This window comes from Streptomyces sp. NPDC002926, from assembly GCF_053591755.1.
On the sequence record NZ_JBSFUK010000031.1, the window covers coordinates 20,016 to 44,590 of the forward strand.

General features: G+C 69.9%; 21 protein-coding genes and 1 riboswitch. Of the genes, 15 read left to right on the plus strand and 6 right to left on the minus strand.

Going from position 1 to position 24,575, the window contains the following annotated elements; all coding sequences use genetic code 11:
• Positions 1–62: 62 nt before the first annotated feature.
• From hpnE to ACWDZ6_RS28955, 10 genes are all read left to right on the plus strand, one after another.
• A complete protein-coding gene (gene hpnE / locus ACWDZ6_RS28910) occupies positions 63–1,451 on the plus strand; it encodes a hydroxysqualene dehydroxylase HpnE (protein ID WP_451505183.1) in 1,389 nt (462 codons plus the stop codon).
• Between the two features lie 38 nt (positions 1,452–1,489).
• The gene (locus tag ACWDZ6_RS28915; protein ID WP_366735426.1) at positions 1,490–2,566 is read left to right on the plus strand and encodes a polyprenyl synthetase family protein; all 1,077 of its coding nucleotides are present in this window, start codon (positions 1,490–1,492) and stop codon (positions 2,564–2,566) included.
• Between the two features lie 113 nt (positions 2,567–2,679).
• Positions 2,680–4,710 (plus strand): squalene--hopene cyclase, encoded by a 2,031-nt coding sequence (gene shc, locus ACWDZ6_RS28920; protein WP_451505184.1) that lies wholly within the window; start codon positions 2,680–2,682, stop codon positions 4,708–4,710.
• Complete coding sequence (locus ACWDZ6_RS28925) at positions 4,710–5,375, plus strand: phosphorylase family protein (protein ID WP_451505185.1); 666 nt, start codon at positions 4,710–4,712, stop codon at positions 5,373–5,375. The genes shc and ACWDZ6_RS28925 overlap by 1 nt, the downstream gene beginning before the upstream one ends.
• A 5-nt stretch (positions 5,376–5,380) precedes the next feature.
• Positions 5,381–6,403: an adenosyl-hopene transferase HpnH gene (gene hpnH, locus ACWDZ6_RS28930; RefSeq protein WP_326653919.1), complete on the plus strand. Its 1,023-nt coding sequence runs from the start codon at positions 5,381–5,383 to the stop codon at positions 6,401–6,403.
• 4 nt (positions 6,404–6,407) lie between these two features.
• Positions 6,408–7,574 carry a flavodoxin-dependent (E)-4-hydroxy-3-methylbut-2-enyl-diphosphate synthase gene (gene ispG, locus ACWDZ6_RS28935; protein WP_451505186.1) on the plus strand — a complete coding sequence of 389 codons (1,167 nt, stop codon included), beginning with the start codon at positions 6,408–6,410 and terminating at the stop codon, positions 7,572–7,574.
• A gap of 25 nt (positions 7,575–7,599) precedes the next feature.
• Positions 7,600–9,474 carry a 1-deoxy-D-xylulose-5-phosphate synthase gene (dxs, locus tag ACWDZ6_RS28940; protein ID WP_451505187.1) on the plus strand — a complete coding sequence of 625 codons (1,875 nt, stop codon included), beginning with the start codon at positions 7,600–7,602 and terminating at the stop codon, positions 9,472–9,474.
• A 3-nt stretch (positions 9,475–9,477) separates the two neighbouring features.
• The gene (locus tag ACWDZ6_RS28945) at positions 9,478–10,872 is read left to right on the plus strand and encodes an aspartate aminotransferase family protein (RefSeq protein WP_451505188.1); all 1,395 of its coding nucleotides are present in this window, start codon (positions 9,478–9,480) and stop codon (positions 10,870–10,872) included.
• A gap of 58 nt (positions 10,873–10,930) precedes the next feature.
• Positions 10,931–11,515 (plus strand): XRE family transcriptional regulator, encoded by a 585-nt coding sequence (locus tag ACWDZ6_RS28950; RefSeq protein ID WP_451505189.1) that lies wholly within the window; start codon positions 10,931–10,933, stop codon positions 11,513–11,515.
• 17 nt (positions 11,516–11,532) lie between these two features.
• On the plus strand, positions 11,533–11,685 hold the full coding sequence (locus ACWDZ6_RS28955; RefSeq protein WP_451505190.1) for a DUF6126 family protein: 153 nt from the start codon (positions 11,533–11,535) through the stop codon (positions 11,683–11,685).
• Between the two features lie 20 nt (positions 11,686–11,705).
• Here the strand turns inward: ACWDZ6_RS28955 and ACWDZ6_RS28960 are convergent, their stop codons facing one another.
• The gene (locus ACWDZ6_RS28960; protein ID WP_451505191.1) at positions 11,706–12,518 is read right to left on the minus strand and encodes a tyrosine-protein phosphatase; all 813 of its coding nucleotides are present in this window, start codon (positions 12,516–12,518) and stop codon (positions 11,706–11,708) included.
• A gap of 182 nt (positions 12,519–12,700) precedes the next feature.
• Here ACWDZ6_RS28960 and ACWDZ6_RS28965 point away from each other — a divergent pair, with 182 nt between their 5' ends.
• The 3 genes from ACWDZ6_RS28965 (at position 12,701) to ACWDZ6_RS28975 (ending at position 17,337) form a co-directional block, all read left to right on the plus strand.
• Entirely contained in the window at positions 12,701–14,794 is a 2,094-nt protein-coding gene (locus ACWDZ6_RS28965; protein ID WP_451505192.1) for an alpha-galactosidase, read from the plus strand.
• 416 nt (positions 14,795–15,210) lie between these two features.
• Positions 15,211–15,384: riboswitch (cyclic di-AMP (ydaO/yuaA leader) on the plus strand.
• Between the two features lie 4 nt (positions 15,385–15,388).
• Positions 15,389–16,375, plus strand: coding sequence for a M23 family metallopeptidase (locus tag ACWDZ6_RS28970; RefSeq protein ID WP_451505193.1), 987 nt, complete (start codon positions 15,389–15,391; stop codon positions 16,373–16,375).
• Between the two features lie 170 nt (positions 16,376–16,545).
• Positions 16,546–17,337: an SGNH/GDSL hydrolase family protein gene (locus tag ACWDZ6_RS28975; RefSeq protein ID WP_451505194.1), complete on the plus strand. Its 792-nt coding sequence runs from the start codon at positions 16,546–16,548 to the stop codon at positions 17,335–17,337.
• Between the two features lie 526 nt (positions 17,338–17,863).
• Here the strand turns inward: ACWDZ6_RS28975 and ACWDZ6_RS28980 are convergent.
• The 5 genes from ACWDZ6_RS28980 to ACWDZ6_RS29000 all read right to left on the minus strand — a co-directional run bounded on the left by ACWDZ6_RS28980 (position 17,864) and on the right by ACWDZ6_RS29000 (position 22,394).
• Entirely contained in the window at positions 17,864–18,745 is an 882-nt protein-coding gene (locus ACWDZ6_RS28980; RefSeq protein WP_451505208.1) for a carbohydrate kinase family protein, read from the minus strand.
• A gap of 138 nt (positions 18,746–18,883) precedes the next feature.
• Positions 18,884–19,504, minus strand: coding sequence for a TetR/AcrR family transcriptional regulator (locus ACWDZ6_RS28985; protein WP_351445518.1), 621 nt, complete (start codon positions 19,502–19,504; stop codon positions 18,884–18,886).
• Positions 19,505–19,691: 187 nt separating this feature from the next.
• Positions 19,692–20,879 carry a Glu/Leu/Phe/Val dehydrogenase dimerization domain-containing protein gene (locus ACWDZ6_RS28990; protein ID WP_451505195.1) on the minus strand — a complete coding sequence of 396 codons (1,188 nt, stop codon included), beginning with the start codon at positions 20,877–20,879 and terminating at the stop codon, positions 19,692–19,694.
• A complete protein-coding gene (locus ACWDZ6_RS28995; protein WP_451505196.1) occupies positions 20,876–21,547 on the minus strand; it encodes a thiamine pyrophosphate-binding protein in 672 nt (223 codons plus the stop codon). Before ACWDZ6_RS28995 ends, ACWDZ6_RS28990 begins: the two co-directional genes overlap by 4 nt.
• A gap of 277 nt (positions 21,548–21,824) precedes the next feature.
• Positions 21,825–22,394 (minus strand): carboxymuconolactone decarboxylase family protein, encoded by a 570-nt coding sequence (locus tag ACWDZ6_RS29000; protein WP_451505197.1) that lies wholly within the window; start codon positions 22,392–22,394, stop codon positions 21,825–21,827.
• 125 nt (positions 22,395–22,519) lie between these two features.
• Between ACWDZ6_RS29000 and ACWDZ6_RS29005 the strand changes: the two genes are divergently transcribed.
• Both ACWDZ6_RS29005 and ACWDZ6_RS29010 read left to right on the plus strand, forming a co-directional pair.
• Entirely contained in the window at positions 22,520–22,984 is a 465-nt protein-coding gene (locus ACWDZ6_RS29005) for a PPOX class F420-dependent oxidoreductase (protein WP_451505198.1), read from the plus strand.
• A gap of 176 nt (positions 22,985–23,160) precedes the next feature.
• Positions 23,161–24,315 (plus strand): MBL fold metallo-hydrolase, encoded by a 1,155-nt coding sequence (locus tag ACWDZ6_RS29010; RefSeq protein ID WP_451505209.1) that lies wholly within the window; start codon positions 23,161–23,163, stop codon positions 24,313–24,315.
• Positions 24,316–24,575 lie beyond the last annotated feature (260 nt).

Consider the following 24,575-nt stretch of genomic DNA (forward strand, 5'->3'; position numbering starts at 1 on the left):
CGGCGGGCAACCGTCCGCCGCGGCGCGGCGTCCCTGACTGCAACGGCCGGAGGGGAGGTCGCATGACGGACGACGACAACATGCGGTCCCGGCACGCGGTGGTGGTCGGCGGGGGACTCGCCGGAGTCACCGCGGCACTGCAGCTCGCCGGCGCGGGAGTCCGCGTCACGCTGGTCGAAGGCCGTCCTCGTCTGGGCGGCCTCGCCTTCTCCTTCCGCCGCGGCGACCTCACCGTCGACAACGGCCAGCATGTGTATCTGCGCTGCTGCACCGCGTACCGCTGGTTTCTCGAGCGGGTCGGCGGTGCTCATCTCGCCCCGCTCCAGGACCGGTTGGACGTACCCGTACTGGACGTCGCGCCCGCGCGCGGCCCGCGGCTCGGACGGCTGCGCCGCACCGGGCTGCCCGTGCCACTGCACCTGGCGGCCGGCCTCGCCTCCTACCCGCACCTCTCGCTCGCCGAGCGGGCGAGTGTCGGGCGCGCCGCGCTCGCTCTGGGGAAGCTCGACCCGGCCGACCCGGCGCTGGACGGTATCGACTTCGCCACCTGGCTGGGCCGCCACGGCCAGTCCCGGCGCACCATCGACGCACTCTGGGACCTCGTCGGCATGGCGACCCTGAACGCCACCGCGCCGAACGCTTCGATGGGCCTTGCCGCGATGGTCTTCAAGACCGGGCTGCTCTCCGAGCCCGGCGCCGCCGACATCGGCTGGGCGCGTGTGCCGCTCGGAGAACTCCATGACACGCTGGCTCGCAAGGCCCTCGACTCGGCAGGTGTACGCACCGAACTGTCGACCCGTGTCAGGGACATCTCCCGGGCGGGGCACGGGCGCTGGCGCGTCGAGGTGGACGGCGAGCAGCTGGAGGCGGACACCGTCGTGCTCGCCGTACCGCAGCGGGAGACCCACGCGCTGCTGCCCGAAGGGGCGCTCGAGGACCCCGACCGGCTGCTCGACATCGGCACCGCGCCGATCCTCAACATCCATGTCCTGTACGACCGCAAGGTGCTGCGGCGGCCCTTCTTCGCCGCGCTCGGCACTCCGGTCCAGTGGGTCTTCGACCGCACCGAAGCCTCGGGGCTGCGGCATGGCCAGTATCTGGCGCTGTCCCAGTCCGCCGCCGAGGCCGAGATCGACACGCCCGTCTCCGTACTGCGCGAGCGGTATCTTCCCGAGCTGGAACGGCTGCTGCCCGCCGCGCGGGGCGCCGGCGTATGCGACTTCTTCGTGACCCGGGAGCGGACGGCGACCTTCGCCCCGGCCCCGGGAGTCGGCAGGCTGCGACCCGGCGCGCGGACCCGCGCCCCCGGCCTGTACCTTGCGGGCTCGTGGACCGCCACCGGCTGGCCCGCGACCATGGAGAGTGCCGTACGCAGCGGTTTCAGTGCCGCGGGTGCCGCACTCTCCGCGCTCGGCCGCCCCCATGAACATCCGCTCAAGGAGGCGGCGTGAGCCTGAGTACTGGAACAAGAGGAGAGACCGTGCCGACTGTGCCCTCGGCGAATCCGGCTGGTGACACCACAGCCGGAGGAGAGAGCCTGGACACCCTTGCGCTGCTCGAACGCGGGCGGACCATGTCCACCCCGGTGCTGCGCGCCGCCGTGGACCGGCTCGCGCCGCCCATGGACACCGTCGCGGCCTATCACTTCGGATGGATCGACGCGGAGGGACGGCCCTCGGCCGGGGACGGCGGCAAGGCCGTACGGCCGGCACTCGCACTGCTCTCCGCGGAGGCGGCCGGAGCAGCGCCCGAGGTGGGCGTGCCCGGCGCGGTCGCCGTGGAGCTGGTGCACAACTTCTCGCTGCTGCACGACGACCTGATGGACGGCGACGAGCAGCGCCGCCACCGCGACACCGTCTGGAAGGTCCACGGCCCGGCCCAGGCGATCCTCGTCGGCGACGCGCTCTTCGCGCTCGCCAACGAGGTCCTGCTCGAACTCGGCACGGTCGAGGCGGGGCGCGCCACCCGCAGGCTGACCACCGCCACGCGCAAGCTGATCGACGGCCAGGCCCAGGACATCTCCTACGAGCACCGCGAGCGGGTCACCGTCGAGGAGTGCCTGGAGATGGAGGGCAACAAGACCGGCGCGCTGCTGGCCTGCGCCGTCTCCATCGGCGCGGTGCTCGGCGGGGCGGACGACAAGACCGCGGACACGCTGGAGGCGTACGGCTACCACCTCGGCCTCGCCTTCCAGGCCGTCGACGATCTGCTCGGCATCTGGGGCGACCCCGTCTCCACCGGCAAGCAGACCTGGAGCGATCTGCGCCAGCGCAAGAAGTCCCTGCCGGTCGTCGCCGCGCTCGCCGCGGGCGGTCCGGCCTCACAGCGTCTCGGAGAGCTGCTCGCGGCCGACGCCAAGAGCCATGACTTCGACAGCTTCTCCGAGAAGGAGTTCGCCACCAGGGCGGCCCTGATCGAGCAGGCGGGCGGCCGCGAGTGGACCTCGCAGGAGGCCCGCAGGCAGCACGCCGTCGCGATCGAGGCCCTCAGCGGTGTCGACATGCCGGAACAGGTGCGCGCGCAGCTCGTCGCGCTCGCGGACTTCGTCGTCGTACGGAAGAGATGATCGATATCGCCTGCCTCATATGAATCGCAGTCGCCGGCCGGTGTACGGGCAACCGTGCACCGGCCGACGGAGACCCCAGCACGGCAGAGAACCACTGCATCGAAGGGGAAGCCATGACAGCGACGACCGACGGAAGCAGCGGGCCCGCGGGGGCCGCCGTAACCGCGGCCAGTGAAACAACCGGGACGACAACCGCAGCGAGCGGCATTCTCGAAGCCGCCGGGCGGGCCGCGGAGCGCTCAGTGGAGCATCTGCTGGGTCGGCAGGACGCCCAGGGCTGGTGGAAGGGCGACCTCGAAACCAATGTGACGATGGACGCGGAGGATTTGCTGCTCCGTCAGTTCCTCGGCATCCAGGACGCGCTGACCACCGAGGCGTCCGCCCGTTTCATCCGCGGCGAGCAGCGCGAGGACGGCACCTGGGCCACCTTCTACGGCGGTCCCGGTGAACTCTCCACCACCATCGAGGCGTACGTCGCCCTGCGGCTGGCCGGCGACCTGCCCGAGGCCCCGCACATGGCTCGCGCCTCCGGCTGGATCCGCGAGCAGGGGGGCATCGCCGCGAGCAGGGTCTTCACCCGGATCTGGCTGGCCCTCTTCGGCTGGTGGAAGTGGGACGACCTGCCCGAGCTGCCGCCCGAGCTGATCTTCCTGCCCAAGTGGTTCCCGCTGAACATCTACGACTTCGGCTGCTGGGCCCGGCAGACCATCGTTCCGCTCACCGTGGTCTCCGCGAAGCGGCCGGTGCGGCCCGCGCCGTTCGCGCTCGATGAGCTGCACATCGATGCCCGGGTGCCGAACCCGCCCAAACCGCTTGCCCCCGCCGCGAGTTGGGACGGGTTCTTCCAGCGCGCGGACAAGGCGCTGCACGCGTACCACAAGCTCGCACCGCGCCGGCTGCGGCGCGTCGCGATGAACGCCGCCGCTCGCTGGATCATCGAGCGTCAGGAGAACGACGGCTGCTGGGGCGGAATCCAGCCGCCCGCCGTGTACTCCGTGATCGCCCTGCATCTCCTCGGCTACGACCTCCGGCATCCCGTCATGCGGGCGGGTCTGGAGTCGCTGGACCGCTTCGCCGTGTGGCGCGAGGACGGCGCCCGCATGATCGAGGCCTGCCAGTCACCGGTCTGGGACACCTGCCTCGCCACCATCGCGCTCGCCGACGCCGGGGTGGCAGCGGACCACCCCGCGCTCGTGAAGGCCGCCGACTGGATGCTGGGCGAGGAGATCGTACGGCCCGGCGACTGGTCCGTACGCAGGCCCGGACTCGCCCCGGGGGGCTGGGCGTTCGAGTTCCACAACGACAACTACCCGGACATCGACGACACCGCCGAAGTCATCCTCGCCCTGAGAAGGGTCAAGCACCCCGACCCGGCGCAGGTCGATGTGGTGATCGGGCGGGGCGCGCGCTGGACCATGGGCATGCAGTCCAGGAACGGTGCCTGGGCCGCGTTCGACGCCGACAACACCAGCGCGTTCCCCAACCGGCTGCCGTTCTGCGACTTCGGCGAGGTCATCGACCCGCCGTCGGCCGACGTCACCGCGCATGTCGTCGAGATGCTGGCCCACGAGGGCATGGCCCACCACCCCCGTACCCGGCGCGGCATCGAGTGGCTGCTCGCCGAACAGGAGTCCAACGGCGCCTGGTTCGGGCGCTGGGGTGTCAACTACGTATACGGGACAGGGTCGGTGGTGCCTGCGCTGATCGCGGCCGGTATGTCCGCCGCGCACCCCGCCGTCCGCCGTGCGGTCCGCTGGCTCACATCCGTTCAGAACGACGACGGAGGCTGGGGCGAGGATCTGCGCTCCTACCTCCCCCAGAGACTTCGTCCTGGGGGGACCCCCATGGAGCAGTGGATCGGCCACGGCGCCTCCACCGCGTCCCAGACCGCCTGGGCGCTGCTCGCCCTGCTCGCGGCGGGGGAGCGGGAGAGCACGTCGGTGGAGCGGGGAGTGGCCTGGCTCGTCGAGACCCAGCAGCCGGACGGCTCCTGGGACGAGCCGCACTTCACCGGCACCGGCTTCCCCTGGGACTTCTCCATCAACTACCACCTCTACCGCCAGGTCTTCCCGCTCACGGCGCTCGGCCGCTATGTGCACGGAGAGCTGTTCGCCGGCCCTACGGACAGCCGCAAGGGGGGCTGATGGAAGCGTCCTCGGAACCGTCCGGCTCCGCCGTGCCGCTGCTGATCGCCTGTGCGCTCGGCATCGAGAAGCTCGCCCTGCGCAGCGGCGACCACAGTGGCAACCGCGGTGGCGCGCGCGGCCCGGTCACCGTGCTCCGTACGGGTATGGGGCCGGACAACGCGGAGCGCGCCGTTCTCGGTGCGTTGCGCGACGGTCCGCTGGGCGGAGCGGCCGTGGTCGCGTCCGGTTTCTGTGCGGGCCTCGCCCCGGGCATGCACCCGGGGGATCTCGTCGTGGCCGACGAGACTCGCGACACCACCGGCGTCACGGCCTGCACAAACACGGAAGTGCTGGTCGAGGCGGTGGCCCGGGCCGTACCCGGACGCGCCGTTCACACCGGCACGCTGACCGGGTCCGACCATGTCGTACGCGGTCAGGAGCGTGCCGCGCTGCGTGCCACCGGGGCGATTGCGGTGGACATGGAGTCCGCTGCCACGCTGCGCGGCGCTCTGAGCGCCGGGCCCCGCCCGGTTGCGGCCGTCCGGGTGGTCGTGGACGCTCCGGAGCATGAACTGGTCCGTATCGGCACGGTGCGCGGTGGAATATCAGCCTTCCGCGTTCTTCGCGCCGTCCTTCCCGCTTTCTATGAATGGCACCGTTCTTTGCTGCTCCCCAGGAGGTGAGCTAGATGGCCATGCCGCTCCGTCAGACCATCAGGGTCGGGACGTACCTCTTTGAACAGAAGCTCCGCAAGCGTGAGAAGTTTCCGCTCATCGTCGAGCTGGAGCCGCTCTTCGCCTGCAATCTGAAGTGCGAGGGCTGCGGGAAGATCCAGCACCCGGCCGGGATTCTGAAGCAGCGCATGCCGGTCGCGCAGGCGGTCGGGGCGGTGCTCGAGTCGGGGGCCCCGATGGTCTCGATCGCGGGCGGCGAGCCGCTGATGCACCCTCAGATCGATGAGATCGTCCGGCAATTGGTGGCCAGGAAGAAGTACGTATTCCTCTGCACCAATGCCATGCTGCTGCGCAAGAAGATCGAGAACTTCACTCCTTCTCGCTATTTCGCCTTTGCCGTGCACATCGACGGGCTGCGCGAGCGGCACGACGAGTCGGTCGCCAAGGAAGGCGTGTTCGACGAGGCGGTGGAGGCGATCAAGGAGGCCAAGAAGCGCGGCTTCCGGGTCACCACCAACTCCACCTTCTTCAACACCGACACCCCGCAGACCGTCATCGAGGTACTCAACTACCTCAATGACGACCTGAAGGTGGACGAGATGATGATCTCGCCCGCGTACGCCTACGAGAAGGCGCCCGATCAGGAGCACTTCCTGGGCGTCGAGCAGACCCGTGAGCTGTTCAAGAAGTCCTTCGCGGGCGGCAATCGGCGACGCTGGCGGCTCAATCACTCGCCGCTCTTCCTCGACTTCCTCGAGGGCAAGGCGGACTTCCCCTGCACGGCGTGGGCGATCCCCAACTACTCGCTCTTCGGCTGGCAGCGCCCGTGTTATCTGATGGCCGACGGATACGTCCCCACCTACCGGGAGCTCATCGAGGACACCGACTGGAGCAAGTACGGCCGCGGCAAAGACCCGCGCTGCGCCAACTGTATGGCGCACTGCGGCTACGAGCCCACCGCCGTCCTCGCCACCATGGGCTCCCTCAAGGAGTCGCTCCGGGCGGCGCGCGACACCGTCTCGGGAAACCGCGGGTGACGTGATGTCTGCAGGGAAGCCAGTCGCACTGGGGCTGCCCGAGCTGCCGGCCAGGCCGATCGCGGTGCGCCGCACTTCGCGGCGCATCCAGGTCGGCACCGTGGCCGTCGGCGGGGACGCTCCCGTGTCGGTGCAGTCGATGACGACCACGCGCACCTCCGACATCGGCGCGACGCTGCAGCAGATCGCCGAACTGACCGCGTCCGGCTGCCAGATCGTACGGGTCGCCTGTCCCACCCAGGACGACGCGGACGCGCTGGCCACCATCGCGCGCAAGTCGCAGATCCCGGTGATCGCGGACATCCACTTCCAGCCGAAGTACGTGTTCGCCGCGATCGACGCCGGCTGCGCGGCGGTCCGGGTCAATCCGGGCAATATCAAGCAGTTCGACGACAAGGTCAAGGAGATCGCCCGTGCGGCCGGCGAGGCCGGCACCCCGATCCGTATCGGGGTCAATGCCGGATCGCTCGATGCCCGGCTCCTCGCCAAGTACGGCAAGGCGACGCCTGAGGCGCTCGTCGAGTCCGCGCTGTGGGAGGCGTCCCTCTTCGAGGAGCACGGCTTCCGCGACATCAAGATCTCCGTCAAGCACAACGACCCGGTCGTGATGGTGGGCGCCTACCGGCAGCTGGCGGCCGCCTGCGACTATCCGCTGCATCTGGGCGTCACGGAGGCGGGACCGGCGTTCCAGGGCACCATCAAGTCGGCCGTCGCCTTCGGCGCGCTGCTCAGCGAGGGCATCGGCGACACCATCCGGGTCTCGCTCTCCGCCCCGCCCGCCGAAGAGGTCAAGGTCGGCATCCAGATCCTGGAGTCGCTGAATCTGCGGCAGCGCCGTCTGGAGATCGTTTCCTGTCCCTCCTGCGGCCGCGCGCAGGTGGATGTGTACAAGCTCGCCGACCAGGTCACGGCGGGTCTCGAGGGGATGGAGGTGCCGTTGCGCGTCGCCGTCATGGGCTGCGTCGTCAACGGCCCCGGCGAGGCGAGGGAAGCGGACCTCGGTGTGGCGTCGGGCAATGGGAAGGGTCAGATCTTCGTGAAGGGCGAGGTCATCAAGACGGTGCCCGAGTCGAAGATCGTCGAGACCCTCATCGAAGAGGCGATGAAGATCGCCGAATCCATGGAGGACGCGGGGGTGGCCTCCGGGCAGCCTGCCGTCACCGTGAGCTGAACAGCATGTGAAGGGGGTCCGACCAGTGACGATTCTGGAGAATATCCGGGGGCCGCGCGATCTCAAGGCGCTGACAGATGCGGAACTCGAAGAACTCGCGAAGGAGATCAGAGAGTTCCTGGTCCAGGCGGTGGCCCGAACCGGGGGCCATCTGGGACCGAACCTCGGGGTGGTGGAGCTGACCGTCGCCCTGCACCGGGTTTTCGACTCGCCCGTCGACCGCATCCTCTGGGACACCGGGCACCAGAGCTACGTACACAAACTGCTCACCGGCCGGCAGGACTTCTCCAAGCTGCGCGGCAAGGGCGGTCTCTCCGGCTACCCCTCCCGCGAGGAGTCCGAGCACGACGTCATCGAGAACTCCCACGCCTCGACCGTGCTCGGCTGGGCGGACGGCCTGGCCAAGGCGCATCAGGTGCTGGGCAGCAGCGACCATGTCGTCGCGGTCATCGGCGACGGCGCGCTCACCGGCGGTATGGCCTGGGAGGCGCTCAACAACATCGCCGCCGCCAGGGACCGGCCGCTGATCATCGTGGTGAACGACAACGAGCGGTCCTACGCGCCGACCATCGGCGGTCTCGCCAACCACCTCGCCACACTCCGTACCACCGACGGTTACGAGCGCGTCCTGGCCTGGGGCAAGGACGTTCTTCAGCACACACCCGTGGTCGGGAAGCCGCTGTACGAATCGCTGCACGGCGCGAAGAAGGGGTTCAAGGACGCCTTCGCGCCGCAGGGGATGTTCGAGGATCTGGGCCTGAAGTACGTGGGGCCGATCGACGGGCACGACATAGCGGCCGTCGAGTCCGCGCTGCGCCGGGCGAAACGCTTCCACGGGCCCGTGCTGGTGCACTGCCTGACCGAGAAGGGGCGGGGCTACCAGCCGGCGATGGAGGACGAGGCCGACCGCTTCCACACCGTCGGGATGATGGACCCGCTCACCTGCGAACCGCTCGCACCCTCCAACGGGCCTTCCTGGACATCGGTGTTCGGGGACGAGATCGCCGAGATCGGCGCGGAACGGCCGGACGTCGTGGCGATCACCGCCGCGATGCTGCATCCCGTCGGGCTGAGCAAGTTCGCCGAGCGGTTCCCCGGGCGGGTGTGGGACGTCGGCATCGCCGAGCAGCACGCCGCGGTCTCCGCGGCCGGGCTGGCCACCGGCGGACTGCACCCGGTCGTCGCCGTGTACGCCACCTTCCTCAACCGCGCCTTCGACCAGCTGCTGATGGATGTCGCCCTGCACAAGTGCGGGGTGACCTTCGTGCTGGACCGGGCCGGCGTCACCGGGGTCGACGGGCCCTCGCACAACGGTATGTGGGACATGTCGATCCTGCAGGTCGTCCCGGGGCTGCGGATTGCCGCGCCGCGCGACGCCGACCGGCTGCGCCAGGAGCTGCGCGAGGCCGTCGCCGTGGATGACGCCCCGACGGTGCTGCGCTTCCCCAAGGAGTCGGTGGGCGAGCCGGTCGAGGCGATCGGGCGGATCGGCGGGATGGACGTACTGCACCGGGCCGACGACCCCGAGGTGCTGCTGGTCTCGGTCGGCGCGCTGGCCGCCGTCTGTCTGCAGGCGGTGGAGCTGCTCAGGGGCAGCGGTCTCCGCTGCACCGTGGTGGACCCGCGCTGGGTCAAGCCCGTCGACGAACAGCTCGTGCCGCTCGCCGCACAGCACCGGCTGGTGGCGGTGGTCGAGGACAACAGCCGCAACGGCGGCGTCGGCTCGGCCGTCGGGCAGTCGCTGCGCGACGCCGGCGTGGATGTGCCGCTGCGCACCTTCGGCATCCCCGAGCAGTTCCTCGCGCACGGCAAGCGCGGCGAGGTGCTGGCCGACATCGGACTCACCCCGGTCGAGATCGCGGGACGGATCAGTGCCGCCATGGCAGTCAAGGAGAGCTGAGGAATGACCGAGCCGCTCAAGGGCTTCGATCTGGCGAGACTCCTCGCGGAGCGCGGAGCCGAGCGCTACGAGCTGCATGCGCGACATCTCAACCACCAGCTGCCACGCATGCTGCACACCATCGGCTTCGACAAGGTCTACGAGCGAGCCGAAGGGGCGTACTTCTGGGACGCCGACGGCAACGACTACCTCGACATGCTGGCGGGCTTCGGGGTGATGGGGCTCGGGCGGCACCATCCCGTCGTACGCAAGGCGCTGCACGACGTCCTCGACGCCTCGCTCGCGGACCTGACCCGCTTCGACTGCCAGCCGCTGCCGGGGCTGCTGGCGGAGAAGCTGCTGAGGCAGAGTCCGCACCTGGAGCGGGTGTTCTTCGGCAACAGCGGTACGGAGGCGGTGGAGACGGCGCTGAAGTTCGCCCGGTACGCGACCGGGAAGCCGAGGATCCTCTACTGCTCGCACGCCTTCCACGGCCTGACCACCGGGTCGCTGTCGGTCAACGGGGAGGCCGGCTTCCGGGACGGCTTCGCGCCACTGCTGCCCGACACCGCGATCGAGCTCGGCGACCTGGCAGCGCTGGAGCGGGAGTTGACGCGGGGCGATGTGGCGGGCCTCGTGGTGGAGCCGATCCAGGGCAAGGGCGTGCATGCGACGCCTGCCGGATTCCTTTACGCCGCACAGGAGTTGCTGCACAAGCACAAGGCGCTGCTGATCGCCGACGAGGTGCAGACCGGCCTCGGCAGGACCGGTGACTTCTACGCGTACCAGTACGAGGCGGGGGTCGAGCCGGATCTGGTCTGTGTGGCGAAGGCGCTCTCGGGCGGGTATGTGCCGGTCGGCGCGACCCTCGGCAAGGACTGGATCTTCAAGAAGGTCTACTCGTCGATGGACCGGGTGCTGGTGCACTCCGCCAGCTTCGGCTCCAACGCGCAGGCGATGGCTGCCGGGCTCGCGGTGCTCTCGGTGCTGGAGGACGAGCATGTCGTGGCGAACGCGCGGGTGACCGGGGAACTGCTCAGGTCACGGCTGGCCGCGCTCGTCGAGCGCTACGAGCTGCTGCACGAGGTGCGCGGCCGGGGACTGATGATCGGCATCGAGTTCGGCCGCCCGGACTCGATCAAGCTGCGCAGCCGCTGGACCATGCTGCAGGCGGCCCGCAAGGGTCTCTTCGCGCAGATGGTGGTGGTGCCGCTGCTGCAGAAGCACCGGATCCTCACCCAGGTCTCGGGCGACCACATGGAAGTGATCAAGCTGATTCCGCCGTTGACCATCGGAGAGCGGGAGGTCGAGCGGTTCGTGGTGGCCTTCACCGCGGTGATGGACGATGCGCACGGCGGTGGCGGGCTGATGTGGGACTTCGGCAAGACGCTGGTGAAGCAGGCGGTCGCCAACCGCTGACTTTTGCCTCCGGGGCAAGAAATTTGCCTCGGAGGAAAGTCCCTGGCGCAATGGAGGCATGAGCTCTCCCGGAGAAGCCGCCACCCCGCTGCCGGATGTCGCGCCGCGGCTTCGCGACCTGCGCCGCCGCCGCGGCCTGACCCTGGAAGCCGCAGCCCGGCGTGCGGGGCTTTCTCCCGCCCACCTCTCCCGGCTCGAGACGGGCCACCGTCAGCCGTCGCTGCCGATGCTGCTCGCTCTCGCCAGAATCTACGGTTCGACAGTGGCGGAGCTCCTCGGCGAGCTCGCGCCGGAGCGCGAGCCGATCATCCGCGCCGGCAGCCGCGAGCCCTCCGAGGCGGACGGCTGGACCTACCACCAGACCGGCGGCGCCGGCCGGGCGATGCAGGCCCTGCGGCTGGTGATCCCGTACGGCAGTCAGGGCGAGCTCGTCCGGGTGCACCCCGGGGAGGAGTGGCTCCATGTGCTCAAGGGCCGACTGCGCCTGGGTCTGGGTGACGCTGTCCACGAGCTGGCTCCCGGGGACAGCGCGCACTTCGACTCACTGACCCCGCACCGCCTCGCGGCGGCCGGGCGTGAGGGGGCCGAGCTGCTGTTCGTCCACACACTGCTGCAGAGCCCCGACCTCCATGCGCACAACTGACTTCAGAGAGGCCCGCGATGCCCGAGCGTAAGACCGCGATGACCAGAAGTGACAGTGAGGAGCGGAAGTTTCCCCGAGGACTGGTGATCCGGCTCTTCGCCTATCTGGTGGCGGGCCATCTGTTCGCCGGGTTCCTCTACCTTCTGTTCACGCTGGGCGGTCAGAACTAGCTCTCGGGCTCCGCGGTTGCCTACGCCTCGTCGATGAGACGTTCGCGCAGGCGCTCGCGTGTCTCCGGGGTGACCTTCAGGCCCTCGGTGAGGTACCGCTCCGTCGTGCCCCAGGTCTCCTCGATCGTCTCGAAGGCCGCCGCGAGGTACTCGGCGCGCGCGTCGAAGAGCGGGCTCAGCAGCTCCATCACCTCGGGGGACATCCCGGCCGGGGAGTTGTCGCTACGGCGCACCAGGTAACGGCGGTGCGGGTCATTGGACTTGAGGTAGTCCGCCTCGATGGCCTCGCGCTCGACGCCGACCGCGAGCAGCGACACCGCGATCGAAATGCCGGCGCGGTCCTTGCCCGCCGCACAGTGCATCAGCGCCGGAACGCTGTCCTCCGCGAGCGCGTGCAGTACGCGGCTGTGCTCAGCGGTGCGCTGCTTGACGATCGCCCGGTACGACGCCGACATCCGGCCCGCCGCCTTGCCGTCCGCGAGGATCGACTTCAGCTCGTCGAGATTGCCCTCCCGGACCATCTTCCAGAACTGGGCGCCGTCGGCCGGGTCGGTGAGCGGCAGATTCACATTGCGCACGCCCGGCAGCTCGACGTCCGGGCCCTCCAGCTTCTGGTCCGCGGCATTGCGGAAGTCGAAGATCGTGTGCAGGCCCAGGGTGGAGAGGAACGCGGTGTCGCTCGCCGTGGCGTTGGCGAGATGGCCGCTGCGGAAGAGCCGTCCGTACCGCACCCGCCGTCCGTCCACGGTCGGCAGGCCGCCCACATCCCGGAAGTTGCGCACTCCGGACAGCTCAGGCTCTGTCGACGGGACCTGCGGCAGCTGCTGTGTCACGGGGGCTCCTGAAGTGACAGCCGTCGGCGCTGCTCGCCGACGATGGCGCGTTTCCCGACGATACGACATTGCTTCATCGGGCAATCATCTCGGTCCGTCCCCGCGAGGGCGTTGCACCGGCCGCGGCTTCCGTCGGATGATGTGCGGGTCTGTGCGGACCTGTGAGAATCTGAGGGGTTGGGATGATCGAGAGCGTTGGCAAGGGCCGTACGTGGGTTCTCTCCGGACCGACGAGCAGTTATGCGCTGAGCCTCACGGAAGCCGACGAACTGCTCCATCTCCACTGGGGGCCACGGATCTCCGGCGCCGACGCGGAGGCCCTCGCGGCCCAGAGCCTGCCGCCCTACTGGCCGTTCGAGTCGCAGCTCGACGGACACGAGGAGTATCCCGTCGAGGGCGGGCCACGCTTCGTACGGCCGGCGCTCTCCGTCCGTACGGATACGGTGCGCGGCACCGAGTGGACCTTCGCCGGCACGGAGAAGGTGGCCGGCGACGAGTTGAGGCTCCGCTTCACCGACGCCGTACACGGCCTCGGGCTCACCCTGCATCTCCGGATGCGCGACGACACGGACGTCATCGAGCGCTGGGTCACCCTCACCCATGAGGGCGAAGGCCCCGACCTGGAACTCCTGCGCGCCGATGCCGCCACGTGGACACTCCCGCAGCGCGACAGCTGGCGGCTCAGTCAGCTGCACGGCCGGTGGGCGGCCGAGTCACTGCTCGTACGCTCGGAGCTGACGTACGGCGAGAAAGTGCTGAGCAGCAGGCGCGGCCACACCGGCCACCAGCATCTGCCCTGGGTCGCGCTGGACGCGGAAGGGGCCACGGAGGAGCGGGGCGAGGTGTACGGCGTCGCCCTTGCCTGGTCCGGGTCCTGGCGGATCTCCGTGGCGCGGCTGCCCGACGGACTCGTACAGATAACAGGCGGGGCCGGCTACGACGACTCCGGGCTGCTGCGGCTCGCACCGGGCCAGTCGTACACCTCGCCCGTCTTCGCCGGACTGTGGAGCGAAGGAGGGTTCGGCGGAGCCAGCAGGGCCTGGCACGCCTGGCAGCTGGCGCATGTGATCCCGGACGCCCGGGCCGACCGGCCCGTGCTCTACAACTCCTGGGAGGCCACCGGCTTCGATATCTCCGAGAAGCAGCAGCGGGCGCTCGCGCAGCGGGCGGCGGCCCTGGGCGTCGAGCTCTTCGTGGTGGATGACGCCTGGTTCGGGCAGCGCACCAGCGACCGCGCCGGACTCGGCGACTGGACCCCCAACACCGAGCGTTTCCCGCGGGGACTGAAGCCGCTCGCCGACGAAGTGCACGCGCTGGGTATGCAGTTCGGGATCTGGGTCGAGCCGGAGATGGTCAACGCCGACAGCGATCTCTACCGCGCGCATCCCGACTGGGTCCAGCACCACCCGGGCCGGGCACGGACGGAGTTCCGCAACCAGCTCGTACTGAACCTCGCGCGCGAGGACGTACAGGCCTACCTCTGGGAGCAGTTGGACGGACTGCTCGCCGGCGCGCCCATCGACTATGTGAAATGGGACTTCAACCGCTGTTTCACGGATGCCGGCTGGCCCGGCGAGAGGTATCCGCAGAAGCTGTGGGTCGAGCATGTGCACGCGCTGTACGCGCTCCTCGACAGGCTGCGCGCCGCGCATCCCTCGGTCGCCTTCGAGTCCTGCTCGGGCGGCGGCGGCCGGATCGACCTCGGGATCCTCTCCCGCACCGATCAGGTGTGGACCTCCGACAACACCGATCCGCTGGACCGGCTCGCCATCCAGCAGGGCTTCACCCAGCTGCACCCGGTACGGGCCATGGCGGCCTGGGTGACCGACAGCCCCAACGTCCAGCTCAATGGCCGCGTGAGCACACTCCGGTTCCGCTTTGTGAGCGCCATGGCAGGAGTGCTCGGAGTCGGCGGCGATCTCACCGAGTGGAGCGCGGAGGAGCTCGCCGAGGCGCACGGCTGGGTGGAGCTCTACAAGAAGATCAGGCCTGTGGTGCAGCACGGCGAGCTGTACCGGCTGCGGGCGCCGGAGGGCGGACTGAGTGCCGTGCAGTACATACGAGGTGACGAGACAGTCGTCCTCGCCTGGCTCCAGGCGCAGCACTACGGCGAACAGCCGCCCAGGCTCAGGCTGCGCGGGCTCGATCCGGCAGCCGTGTACGAGTGCCCGGACTCGGGCGCTGCGCATCGCGGATCCCTGCTCCTGCACCAGGGGCTGCACACCGGGCTGAAGGGGGACATGGACGCCACGGTGATCCGGCTCCGGCGCCGCTGAGTCGGCGCGGCTGACAGGAGCGGCCCCGGCTGCAATGAATTCCGCCGGCTGCTCCGGCTCAATCCCCGACGAAATTCCGATGGGCGTGGCATGAATTGGGCGGTAAGGGGGGCCGCGGGCTATAAGCAGACCATTGCTATTAAATGCCTGTTATGTCCGAATTGGACGATTAGGCATAACGTGCCCTGTCTGTGGGGGAGAGGTGGCACGGTCCGTGAGCGGGATCATATTCGTGACGGTGCGCGACGGCGCGAGGAAGGTGAATTCCGTTGCCGGGGCGGACGGTGAAGATCATTGATTTACGGAGGGTGACGGGAATTTCGCGGTGATATCAGACGGATCATTGGCGGGCGAAAGCGACAGCTTGTCCCGGTCCACCCATTCGTTTACGGTCACGACCAATCCGGACGGACCGCCTAATCCTGCCGCCGTCCGGAATTCCACCCAACAACGTGCGGCAGGAGCGGGGGACCCAGGTAGTACGCCGATTCCGGACTTCCGGACGGCTTGGGGTGAAGTCGCGCAACTGCGCGGCCGGGCATCTCCAGCCCGAACCCGACAGCTCACCACGCCGGCGCCGGAGAGGAATTCGCCATGCCCAAGAAGGGCAAGCACCGTCGCCCCAAGGTCAGCCCGATCGCGCGCGGATTCGTCACCGCCGGTACGGGTGGCGCCGCCATCGCACTTCCGCTGATAGGCGCCACCGGCGCCCATGCGGCAGAAAAGGCCGCTCCGGCCGTGGCACCGGAAAAGACTGTGACCGCCGCCACATCCTCTCCTTTCTCCGCCGGGTCTGCCACCGCCCACGTGGCGCAGAAGAAGGCCACTCCCACCACCTACTCAGTCGTCCCCGGCGACTATCTGGCCAAGATCGCCGACGAGCACGATGTCCGCGGCGGCTGGAAGAAGCTGTACGCGGACAACCGGGAGCGGGTCGGCGACAACCCGTCGCTGATCCACCCCGGCCTCAAGCTCACCCTCGGCGCGAAGGCGAAGGCGAAGGCTCCGGAGAAGTCGCAGAGCCCGGCAGGCCCGGAGCGGTCCTCCTCGAAGCCGTCCTCGAAGCCGTCTTCGGACTCGGGCTCCTCGGACTCGGGCTCGGCCGTGCAGTCCTCCGCGCCGTCCTCGTCCGGCGACTCGGCGAGCAGCGGCGCCGCCACGCAGACCAGCGCCTCCGGCTTCACCGCCCCCGTCGACGGCGCGACCGTCATCACCCCGTACCACCTCGCCGGTGCCATGTGGGCCAGCGGTTACCACACCGGTCTCGACTTCGCGGCATCCTCCGGCACGACCGTCAAGGCCGTCGGCCAGGGCACTGTCGTCTCCGCCGGCTGGGCCGGTGCGTACGGCAACCAGATCGTCATCCAGCAGAGCGATGGCACCTACTCGCAGTACGCCCACCTCTCCTCCCTCGCCGTCTCCTCCGGCCAGAGCGTGAGCGGCGGCCAGCCGATCGGCCTCTCCGGCACCACCGGCAACTCCACCGGCCCGCACCTGCACTTCGAGATCCGCACCGGCCCCAGCTATGGCTCGGACATCGACCCGGTGGCCTACCTGCGTCAGCACGGCGTCTCCATCTGATCCGTCCGACGCGCGTCGTCGCCCGTCCTCCCCTCGTGCCGCCGCCCGCGGCGCGGGGGGAGTCGGCGTATTCCGGGTTGGACGAATCTTGACCGGTGGTCTATATCACCCCTCGTCAACCCCTCCTTACGGTCGCGTAGGTCACATCCGTAAGGGAAAAATGAGTTCTCGTGTCAGACGATTCGAGAACAGAGAACAGTGGCGTATTCGGGTCGTACGCGGCGATCGGTGACAGCTTCACCGAGGGCGTCGGCGACCCGGGCCCCGACGGGAGGTACGTCGGCTGGGCGGACCGGTTCGCGGTCCTGCTCGACGACCGGATGCCGGAGCACACCTTCCGGTACGCCAATCTCGCCGTACGCGGCCGTCTCCTCGACCAGATCGTCGAGGAACAGGTCCCGCGGGCAAAGGAACTCGCCCCGGATCTGGTGACCTTCTGCGCAGGCGGCAATGACATCATCCGGCCCGGCAGCAACCCCGACGACGTGGCCGAGCGCTTCGAGCGGGCCGTCGCCGACCTCACCGGCTCGGTCGGCACCGTCATGGTGACCACCGGCTTCGACACCCGTGGCGTGCCGGTACTGCGTCATCTGCGCGGCAAGATCGCCACGTACACCGCGCATGTACGGGCCATCGCCGACCGCTACGACTGCCCCGTACTCGACCTGTGGTCGCTCAAGTCCATCCAGGAAAGGCGGGCTTGGGACGCCGACCGGCTGCATCTGTCGCCCGAGGGCCACACCCGGGTCGCGCTGCGTGCCGCCCAGGTGCTCGGACTCGAGGTGCCCGCCGACCCCGACCAGGCGTGGCCGCCCCTGCCGCCGCGCGGACCGTTCGAGGTGCGCCGCGACGACATCAACTGGGCGCGTGAGCACCTGGTGCCGTGGATCGGACGACGGCTGCGCGGCGAGAGCTCCGGCGACCATGTCGAGGCCAAGCGCCCGGACCTGCTGCCTCTGTGACAGCGGAGGGCCGGGGCGTAGCGGGCCCGCCCCGGGTCACCGGGCGTACGGCCCTGGTCACCGGTGCCAACCGCGGGATCGGCTTCGCGGTCGCCACGGGGACTCGCCGGAGCCGGAGCGCGGCTGCTCCTCGGCCGCCCCTCGGCCCGGAGTGCGGTGCGGCCGCCGTCGAGCGGCTGCGCCGGCAGTGATCGCGCCGCCCCGCCGCCGCACCGGATCATCAACTTCGCGGTGCGCGCCTTCGGTTCGGACGCGGTTGGCCGCCGCCCTCCCGGGGCTGCGGGCCGCCGCCGACCCGGACGCGCGGGCCGGGGAGTGCCACGGCCCTTCCGGCCTCGGCTCCTTCGAAGGCGCGCCGAAGCGCACCACGTTCTCCGCGCGCGCAGGATCCCGCAGTCGGGCGCCGGCTGTGGCATGAGTCGGCGAGGCTGACAGGCCTCGCCTTTCCCGCCCCGTACGGCGACCGAGGCCGTAAGAGACTGAGGTCGTGTGACGGATGAGGCTCGGTGGCGTACGAACCGGTGCGTCAGGCCACGGCCGACGACAACAGTTCCTCCGGTCCGATCAGCGCCGTACTGCCCTCGCCTGTACAGGCATGGGCACCGGCCACCGCACCCAGTCTCGCGCTCTCCTCCAGATCGCGGCCCGACAGCTGCCCGTACAGAAAGCCGCAGACGTAGGCGTCACCCGCGCCGTTGGAGTCGACCACCGGAGCGGGCGGGACGACCGCCGGGACCGGGCGCGGGGTGCTTCCCCCGTCCCGGCTGAGGAGGTACGAGCCACCGGCACCCGCTGTCGCGACCACCGCCTGTGCCCGGCCGTCGCGCAGGATCTCCCGCATCACCGACGCTATCCGCTCGCCCGCGCCGGCAGCGCTGAGGAAGACCAGGTCCGAGCGGAGTGCGAACTCCTTCTGGTGGTCGGCCAGTCCGTCCCAGTCGTGCAGATCGGTGGAGACCGGCACGCCCAGGGCTTCGATGTCGTCGTAGAGGAACCGCGCGAAGTTCATGATCGAGAGATGGATGTGGCGAGCGCGACGCAGATGAGGGAGGTAGAAGTCGCGCGGCATCCGCAGCTCGCCGGGATCCCGGGCGTCGTAGAAGGACATCCGACGGCCGGCGGGGTCGACGAGGTTGACCGCGCGCCGCGTCCCCGCCGGTGAGATCAGAGGCTCGAAATTCACGCCTCCCGAGGCGAGTTGCTCCCTGACCTGGCGGCCCGGCCAGTCGTCGCCGATGTAATCGATGAGGGTGGCATTCAGCCCGAGGGCCCGGCAGCCCAGGGCCACATTGCCACCGGTGTGGCCCGGCCATTCACGGATCGGGCCGACGCCGACCGAATCCGCGAGCGGGACCGGCAGGGAGTCGACACGGACGACCGTGTCCACACCGCTGCCGCCGACCACCAGCACATCGTGCGGGAGGCGATCCGTCGGCTGTTCGGGCTGCTGGGACGTCTGATGCTGCGACTGGTGAGACACAGTTGCCCAGTATGGGGGCTGCGGGCCCTGGGCGTTCAGCCGTTCGGCGTTCAGGCGTTCAGGCGTTCAGCGTGCCGCGGCGGTCAGCGCGTCACGGTGGACGCCGAGCTCCCGGGCGAGCGCGTCGTCCGTCCACTGCAGCATCGCGGCGCGCGACAGCGACCCCGCGTACGAAGTCATCTGCACAGCGAGCCCGTCCAGGAATGCCGTCAGCCGCCAGGCCGTTGCCGCCGGGTCCTCGCACGGGAACTCGCCCGCCGCCGCACCCTCCGCGATGACCTCGGTCAGGGCGGCTTTCCACTGCTGGTCCAGATCGCGGGCGACGTCCCGCAGCGCCGGCTCGCGCAGCGCGGCCGCCCAGCCCTCGATCCACAGCCGCCAGCCCTTGGCCTGTCCGGTCGGCGCGTACCAGCGGACCGCGGCGCGCAGCCGGCGCAGTGCCGAGGTGCGGCGGCCCAGCAGTTTGCGCAGATGCGCGAGGTCACCGTCGGCGGCGTAGGTGAAGGCGGCCGCGACCAGCTTCTCCTTGGTCGAGAAGTGGTAGAGCACCAGGGCATTGCTCACACCGAGGGCCGACGCGACGTCGGCGATCCGCACGGCCGCCACACCGTGTTCCTCGATCTGTTCGACGGCAGCCCTCAGCAGCTCTTCCCGCCGCTCCGCCACGCTCAACCGGACTCTTGTCACATCGTCACCCTACACAGGCGATCTTGGATACCATCCCTCTCCGCCGGTCGCGGTGGCCCGGCCCGCGTCGGCGATCTGCACGGCCCGCCGCCCGCCTCGGTCCTGTGAGCCGGTCCCAACGCCTCGAGGACGAGCGGATGCCCGGTGCCGCGAGCGGCTTCGGCGGCCGCCTCTGCGAGCGAAGCCGTCATCTGTACCAGCCGAAGCGCTCGGCGATGACCGGCAGTCGGTCGGCGACGATCGCGTGCGCGGCGGCCCGCGCCGTGGTCCCGTCAGCCTCCGCGCGCGCCAGCATCTGGCCGATCAACGCGCGCATCGATTGACGGGTGTACGCGAAGGCCTCGTCCGCGTCGGCCCCGATGTCCCCGAACAGGGTCCACCACCACCAGGCGTTCGTACCGGAGTTGACGACGACGTCGGGCAGCACCGTGATGCCGCGCCGCGCGAGCAGCTCCTCCGCGTCGGGCAGCACCGGCATGTTCGCCGCCTCGACGATCCAACGCGCGGTGATCTGGGCCTGATTGGCGGTGTCCACGGCGTACGAGACCGCGGCAGGCACCAGCACCTCCGCGTCGACCGACAGCCACGCGTCGCCCGGCAGCTCAAGATCGTCCGGGCGCAGCGCCGTACGGTCGACCGTCCCGTACGAGTCACGGGCCGCGAGCAGCGCGTCGACGTCCAGCCCGGCCGGATTGGCGACGGTGCCCTTGATGTCGGCGACGGCCACGATCTTCAGCCCGGCGCGGGCGAGGAACCGGGCTGTCGCCCCGCCCATCGTGCCAAGGCCCTGGACACAGACGCGGGTCCCTTCGTACGCCACGCCCGCCCGGTCCAGCGCGACCAGGACCGACTCGGCGACACCGCAGCCGCCGACGAGTTCGTCGAGCCCGATGCCGTCCACCTCGACGGCGAACGCGTCCGCGAGGCGACGGCGCGCCGTCACCTCGTCGTCCAGCAGCGGATAGACCGCCTGGATGGAGGAGACCAGACCGGCTTCGGCCGCGGCCCTGTCGACGATGTCCTGAGTCAGCCCGAGGTCCTCGCCGGTGGTCCACATGTTCTCGATGTACGGGCGCACGGCGCGCAGATAGCGGACCAGGATCCCGTACGCCTGCGGATCCTGCGGGTCGCAGTCGATACCGCCCTTGGCGCCGCCGAGCGGGATGTACCTGGCCGTTGGGTCGTCGGCGTTGTAGTGGAGGGCCTCCTTCATCGTCATCCCGCGGGCCAGCCCGGCCACCTCGTCCAGCGTGCAGCCCTCGCGCATCCGCAGGCCGCCGCTGGAGACCCCGCGCACCAGCCGGTCGATCACCAGGTGGCCCCGGCGGCCGGTGACATGGTCTGTCCAGGTGAGCGACAGCAGGGGAGTGGTCATCCGGTGGTCTCCTCGGGAACGGTGATCACGGTGGGGCCGGGTGCGGCGAGGGCCCGGTTGAGGGCGGCGGCGAGCGCTTCGGGGGTTCCGGCGTGCTCGCCGTGCGTGGGCCCGGCCGGTGCGGCGATCCGTACGTCTCCCACCGGCTCCGCCGTCTCCAGCAGATCGAGCGGGATCTCGATGTGCACGGGCCGCGGCCGCTCGGAGTCGAAGTGTGTGAAGGCGCGGGCGACCGCCGCACCGATCTCCTCGACCGTCGACACCCGGTGGCTGAACGCCGTAACACCGCGCAGCGCCTCGGTCCGGCTGCGCATCTCGTGCAGCAGCCCGGTCGACTGGCGGGGATGGCGCAGCGGCATCCCGGGAGAGGCGACGAGCAGTGGCGCGCTGTCCGAGTACGCCTGGCCGACGGCGGCGGCGGTCTTCAGCAGCGCGGGCCCGGTAGTCGTGATCGCGACTCCGGGCCGGCCGGTCACCCGGGCGTACCCGTCCGCCGCGTATCCCGCGCCCTGCTCATGGCGTGGCGTCACATGCGCGACGCCGTACACCGCGAGATGCCGGTAGATCTCCAGGTTGTGTGTACCGGGAATCCCGAAGGCCTGCGTGACGCCGTGCGCGGCCGGCGCCCGTACGACGGCTTCACCGCCCGTCAGAACCGTCGACGCCATCTCACATGCTCCTCGAGAGAATCGGCCGCATGATGTCCGAGGCCGTCGTCTCCGAGGTCATCAGCCGCGCCTGCTCGATGCGAAGGTGCGGCCGGCTTCGACGATGTCGCGCTGTTCCGCGATGAGCGGGACCAGCTCGGTGGGGAGCTCGGACATGCTGTCTCCAGACGCGACGACGACAGATTAACTGAATCGTCAGTCAGTATCTGGAGCTGTGAGCTCCCCTGTCAACATGATCGTCAACAATTTGCCGAGCGGGGGTCCCGCGGCACGCGGCTCAGCGGGCGGGGGTTCCCTCGCCGGCCGGAATGTCGCAGTGATCCTTGAAGCCCTGGCTGGTCAGACCCAGTGCTGCGTTCATCCGCGAGCGCAGGTTCTCCACCGCCACCATCGCGGTCAGCTCGACGAACGCGGCCTCGCCGAGGGCGCTGAGCAGCCTGGCCGCCGACTCGTCCCCGACCTCCGGCGGATTGGCGGTCATCGCCTCCGCGTACTCCATGACATCGCGCTCCAGCGGGGTGTAGACGTCGCTCTCGCGCCACACCGGCACATCGCGGAGCTTGCGCACGTCCATGCCGCGCTGCCGGCTCTCCCAGTGCCCGAAGTCCATGCACCAGCTGCACCCGATCGACGCCGCCGAGGCCATCACGGCCAGTGCCTTCAGATCGGAGTCGAGCTCCTTCCACTTGGCGAGCGACTGCTCGAAACGCAGATCGCTCCACAGCACCCGTGGGTTGTGAGCCAGCGCCCTCGCGGGGTCGATGACTTTTCCGTACGCGCGCTTTGAGTACCACTCCACCGCACGGAACAGGAGCGAGCGGCGTGGGGTGAGGGAGATACGGGCCATGACGGGCCTCCAGGAGTAGGGGCAATGTCCTTGCACGCGTATGACGGACCGGGTGCACCCGGATGTGACATCGGAGAGGAAAGATCTTCAGGAACACCCGTGCCAGGTGAGACGTTGCTGTGGTCATGACGGACATCGACGCTCCGCAGGACCCCGAAAGAGACGCGCAGCAGGAAGCCCTGCTGAAGCTGGTCGCCGAGTGTGAGGGAGGGGTACTGGTCACGCTCAAGCGGGACGGCAGGCCCCAGCTCTCCAATGTGAACCACGCGTACTACGCCGACGAGCGGACCATCCGGGTGTCCGTCACCGATGACCGGGCCAAGACCAGGAACCTGCGCCGCGACCCGCGCGCCGGGTACCACGTCACCAGCGGCGACCGCTGGGCATGGACCGTCGTCGAGGGCACCGCGGAGCTCTCCCCGGTCGCGGCAGACCCGTACGACGCCACCGTCGAAGAGCTGATCACCCTCTACCGGGACGTCGTGGGCGAACACCCGGACTGGGACGACTACCGGCGTGCGATGGTCCGCGACAAGCGCCTCGTTCTCCGGCTGCGCGTCGAGCGGGCCTATGGCCAGCCCCGCGGCTGAGCCGGTCATGGCGCCCGCGCTCCGGCCTCGACATGTGCGATGTCCCGTCAGGGAGGCCCATGGCGCCGAGGCCCGTAACGGGCCCGTTCCCGTCCTGTCGTACCCCCCGCTCATAATGAAACAAGACACCGACACCAGGAGGTGCCGTGACCGGCACTGGATCCCCCCACAGCCCGATGAGCTCCCGGCTGCGCGCGCTGCGACCCGCCGCATTCGGCGCGGACCCGTCCGGAGAGCGATGGGAGCGGATCCGCCGCTCGCCGAACTTCGTGGACGGCGCCTTCCAGAACCCCGTAGGGGCCAGGACCAGGCCGTCCGGCGCCTCCATGATCGAATTCGCGAAGATCTACTTCCGGAAGGAAGCACGGGCGCACCGGTCCCCGATCGGGCTCGTGCCCATCCACGCCACCACTCTCGCCGATATCGCGAAGCCTCCGGCCTCGGGGCTGCGGCTCACCTGGATGGGGCATTCGAGCGTTCTCGCCGAGATCGACGGCCGGCGGGTGCTCTTCGACCCGGTCTGGGGTGAGCGCTGCTCCCCCTTCCCCTTCGCGGGCCCCAAGCGGCTGCACCCCGTGCCCGTACCGCTGGCCGCCCTCGGCCCGGTCGACATCGTCGTGATCTCCCACGACCACTACGACCACCTCGATCTGCCCACCATCCGCGCTCTTGCCTCCACGGACACGGTCTTCGCCGTGCCGCTCGGCGTGGGCGCGCACCTGGAGCGCTGGGGTGTCCCCGCCGACCGGCTCCGCGAGCTGGACTGGAACGAGTCGACCGAGGTGGCCGGTCTCCGGCTGACCGCCACCCCCGCCCGCCACTTCTGCGGCCGTGGTCTGCGCAATCAGCAGCACACCCTCTGGGCGTCCTGGGCCGTCGCGGGCCCCGAGCACCGGATCTACCACAGCGGCGACACCGGGTACTTCCCCGGCTTCAAGGACATCGGCGCCGAGCACGGCCCGTTCGACGCCACCATGATCCAGATCGGTGCGTACAGCGAGTACTGGCCCGACATCCATATGACACCCGCCGAAGGTATGCGCGCCCATCTCGATCTGCAGGGCGGTAAGCCGTCCGGCGCGATGCTGCCGATCCACTGGGGGACGTTCAATCTCGCGCCGCACCCGTGGGCCGAGCCCGGCGAGGGCACGGTCGCGGCAGCGGCCGTGGAAGGGGCGCGCATCGCGCTGCCCAGGCCCGGCGAGCCGTTCGAGCCGATGGTCGAGGGCATTCCGTCCGAGCCGTGGTGGCGCGCGGTGGCGACCGCGCCCGCCACGGGCTGGACCGAGTCGGCCGGTACGGGCAGCCACGAGGTGGCACCGAGCGCCTGACCCACGACGCCTGACCCCGCGGCCTTCGACGCGCGACGCCTGACCCCGCTTTGACGCGCGACGCCTGACATCGCAGCCTTCGACCCGCGGCGCCCGACCCTGCTGCGGCGTCCGAGGCGTAGCGCCCGATCCCGCGCGTTCGACGCGCGGCGGCGGACTGCGTGGCGTCCGTCCCGTGGCATCCGCCCCCTTTGGCCGGCGTCGCGGTCAGAGGGGGCACTCCGCATTTTCGGGCTGGCGTACGAGGCCTCATACCAGAG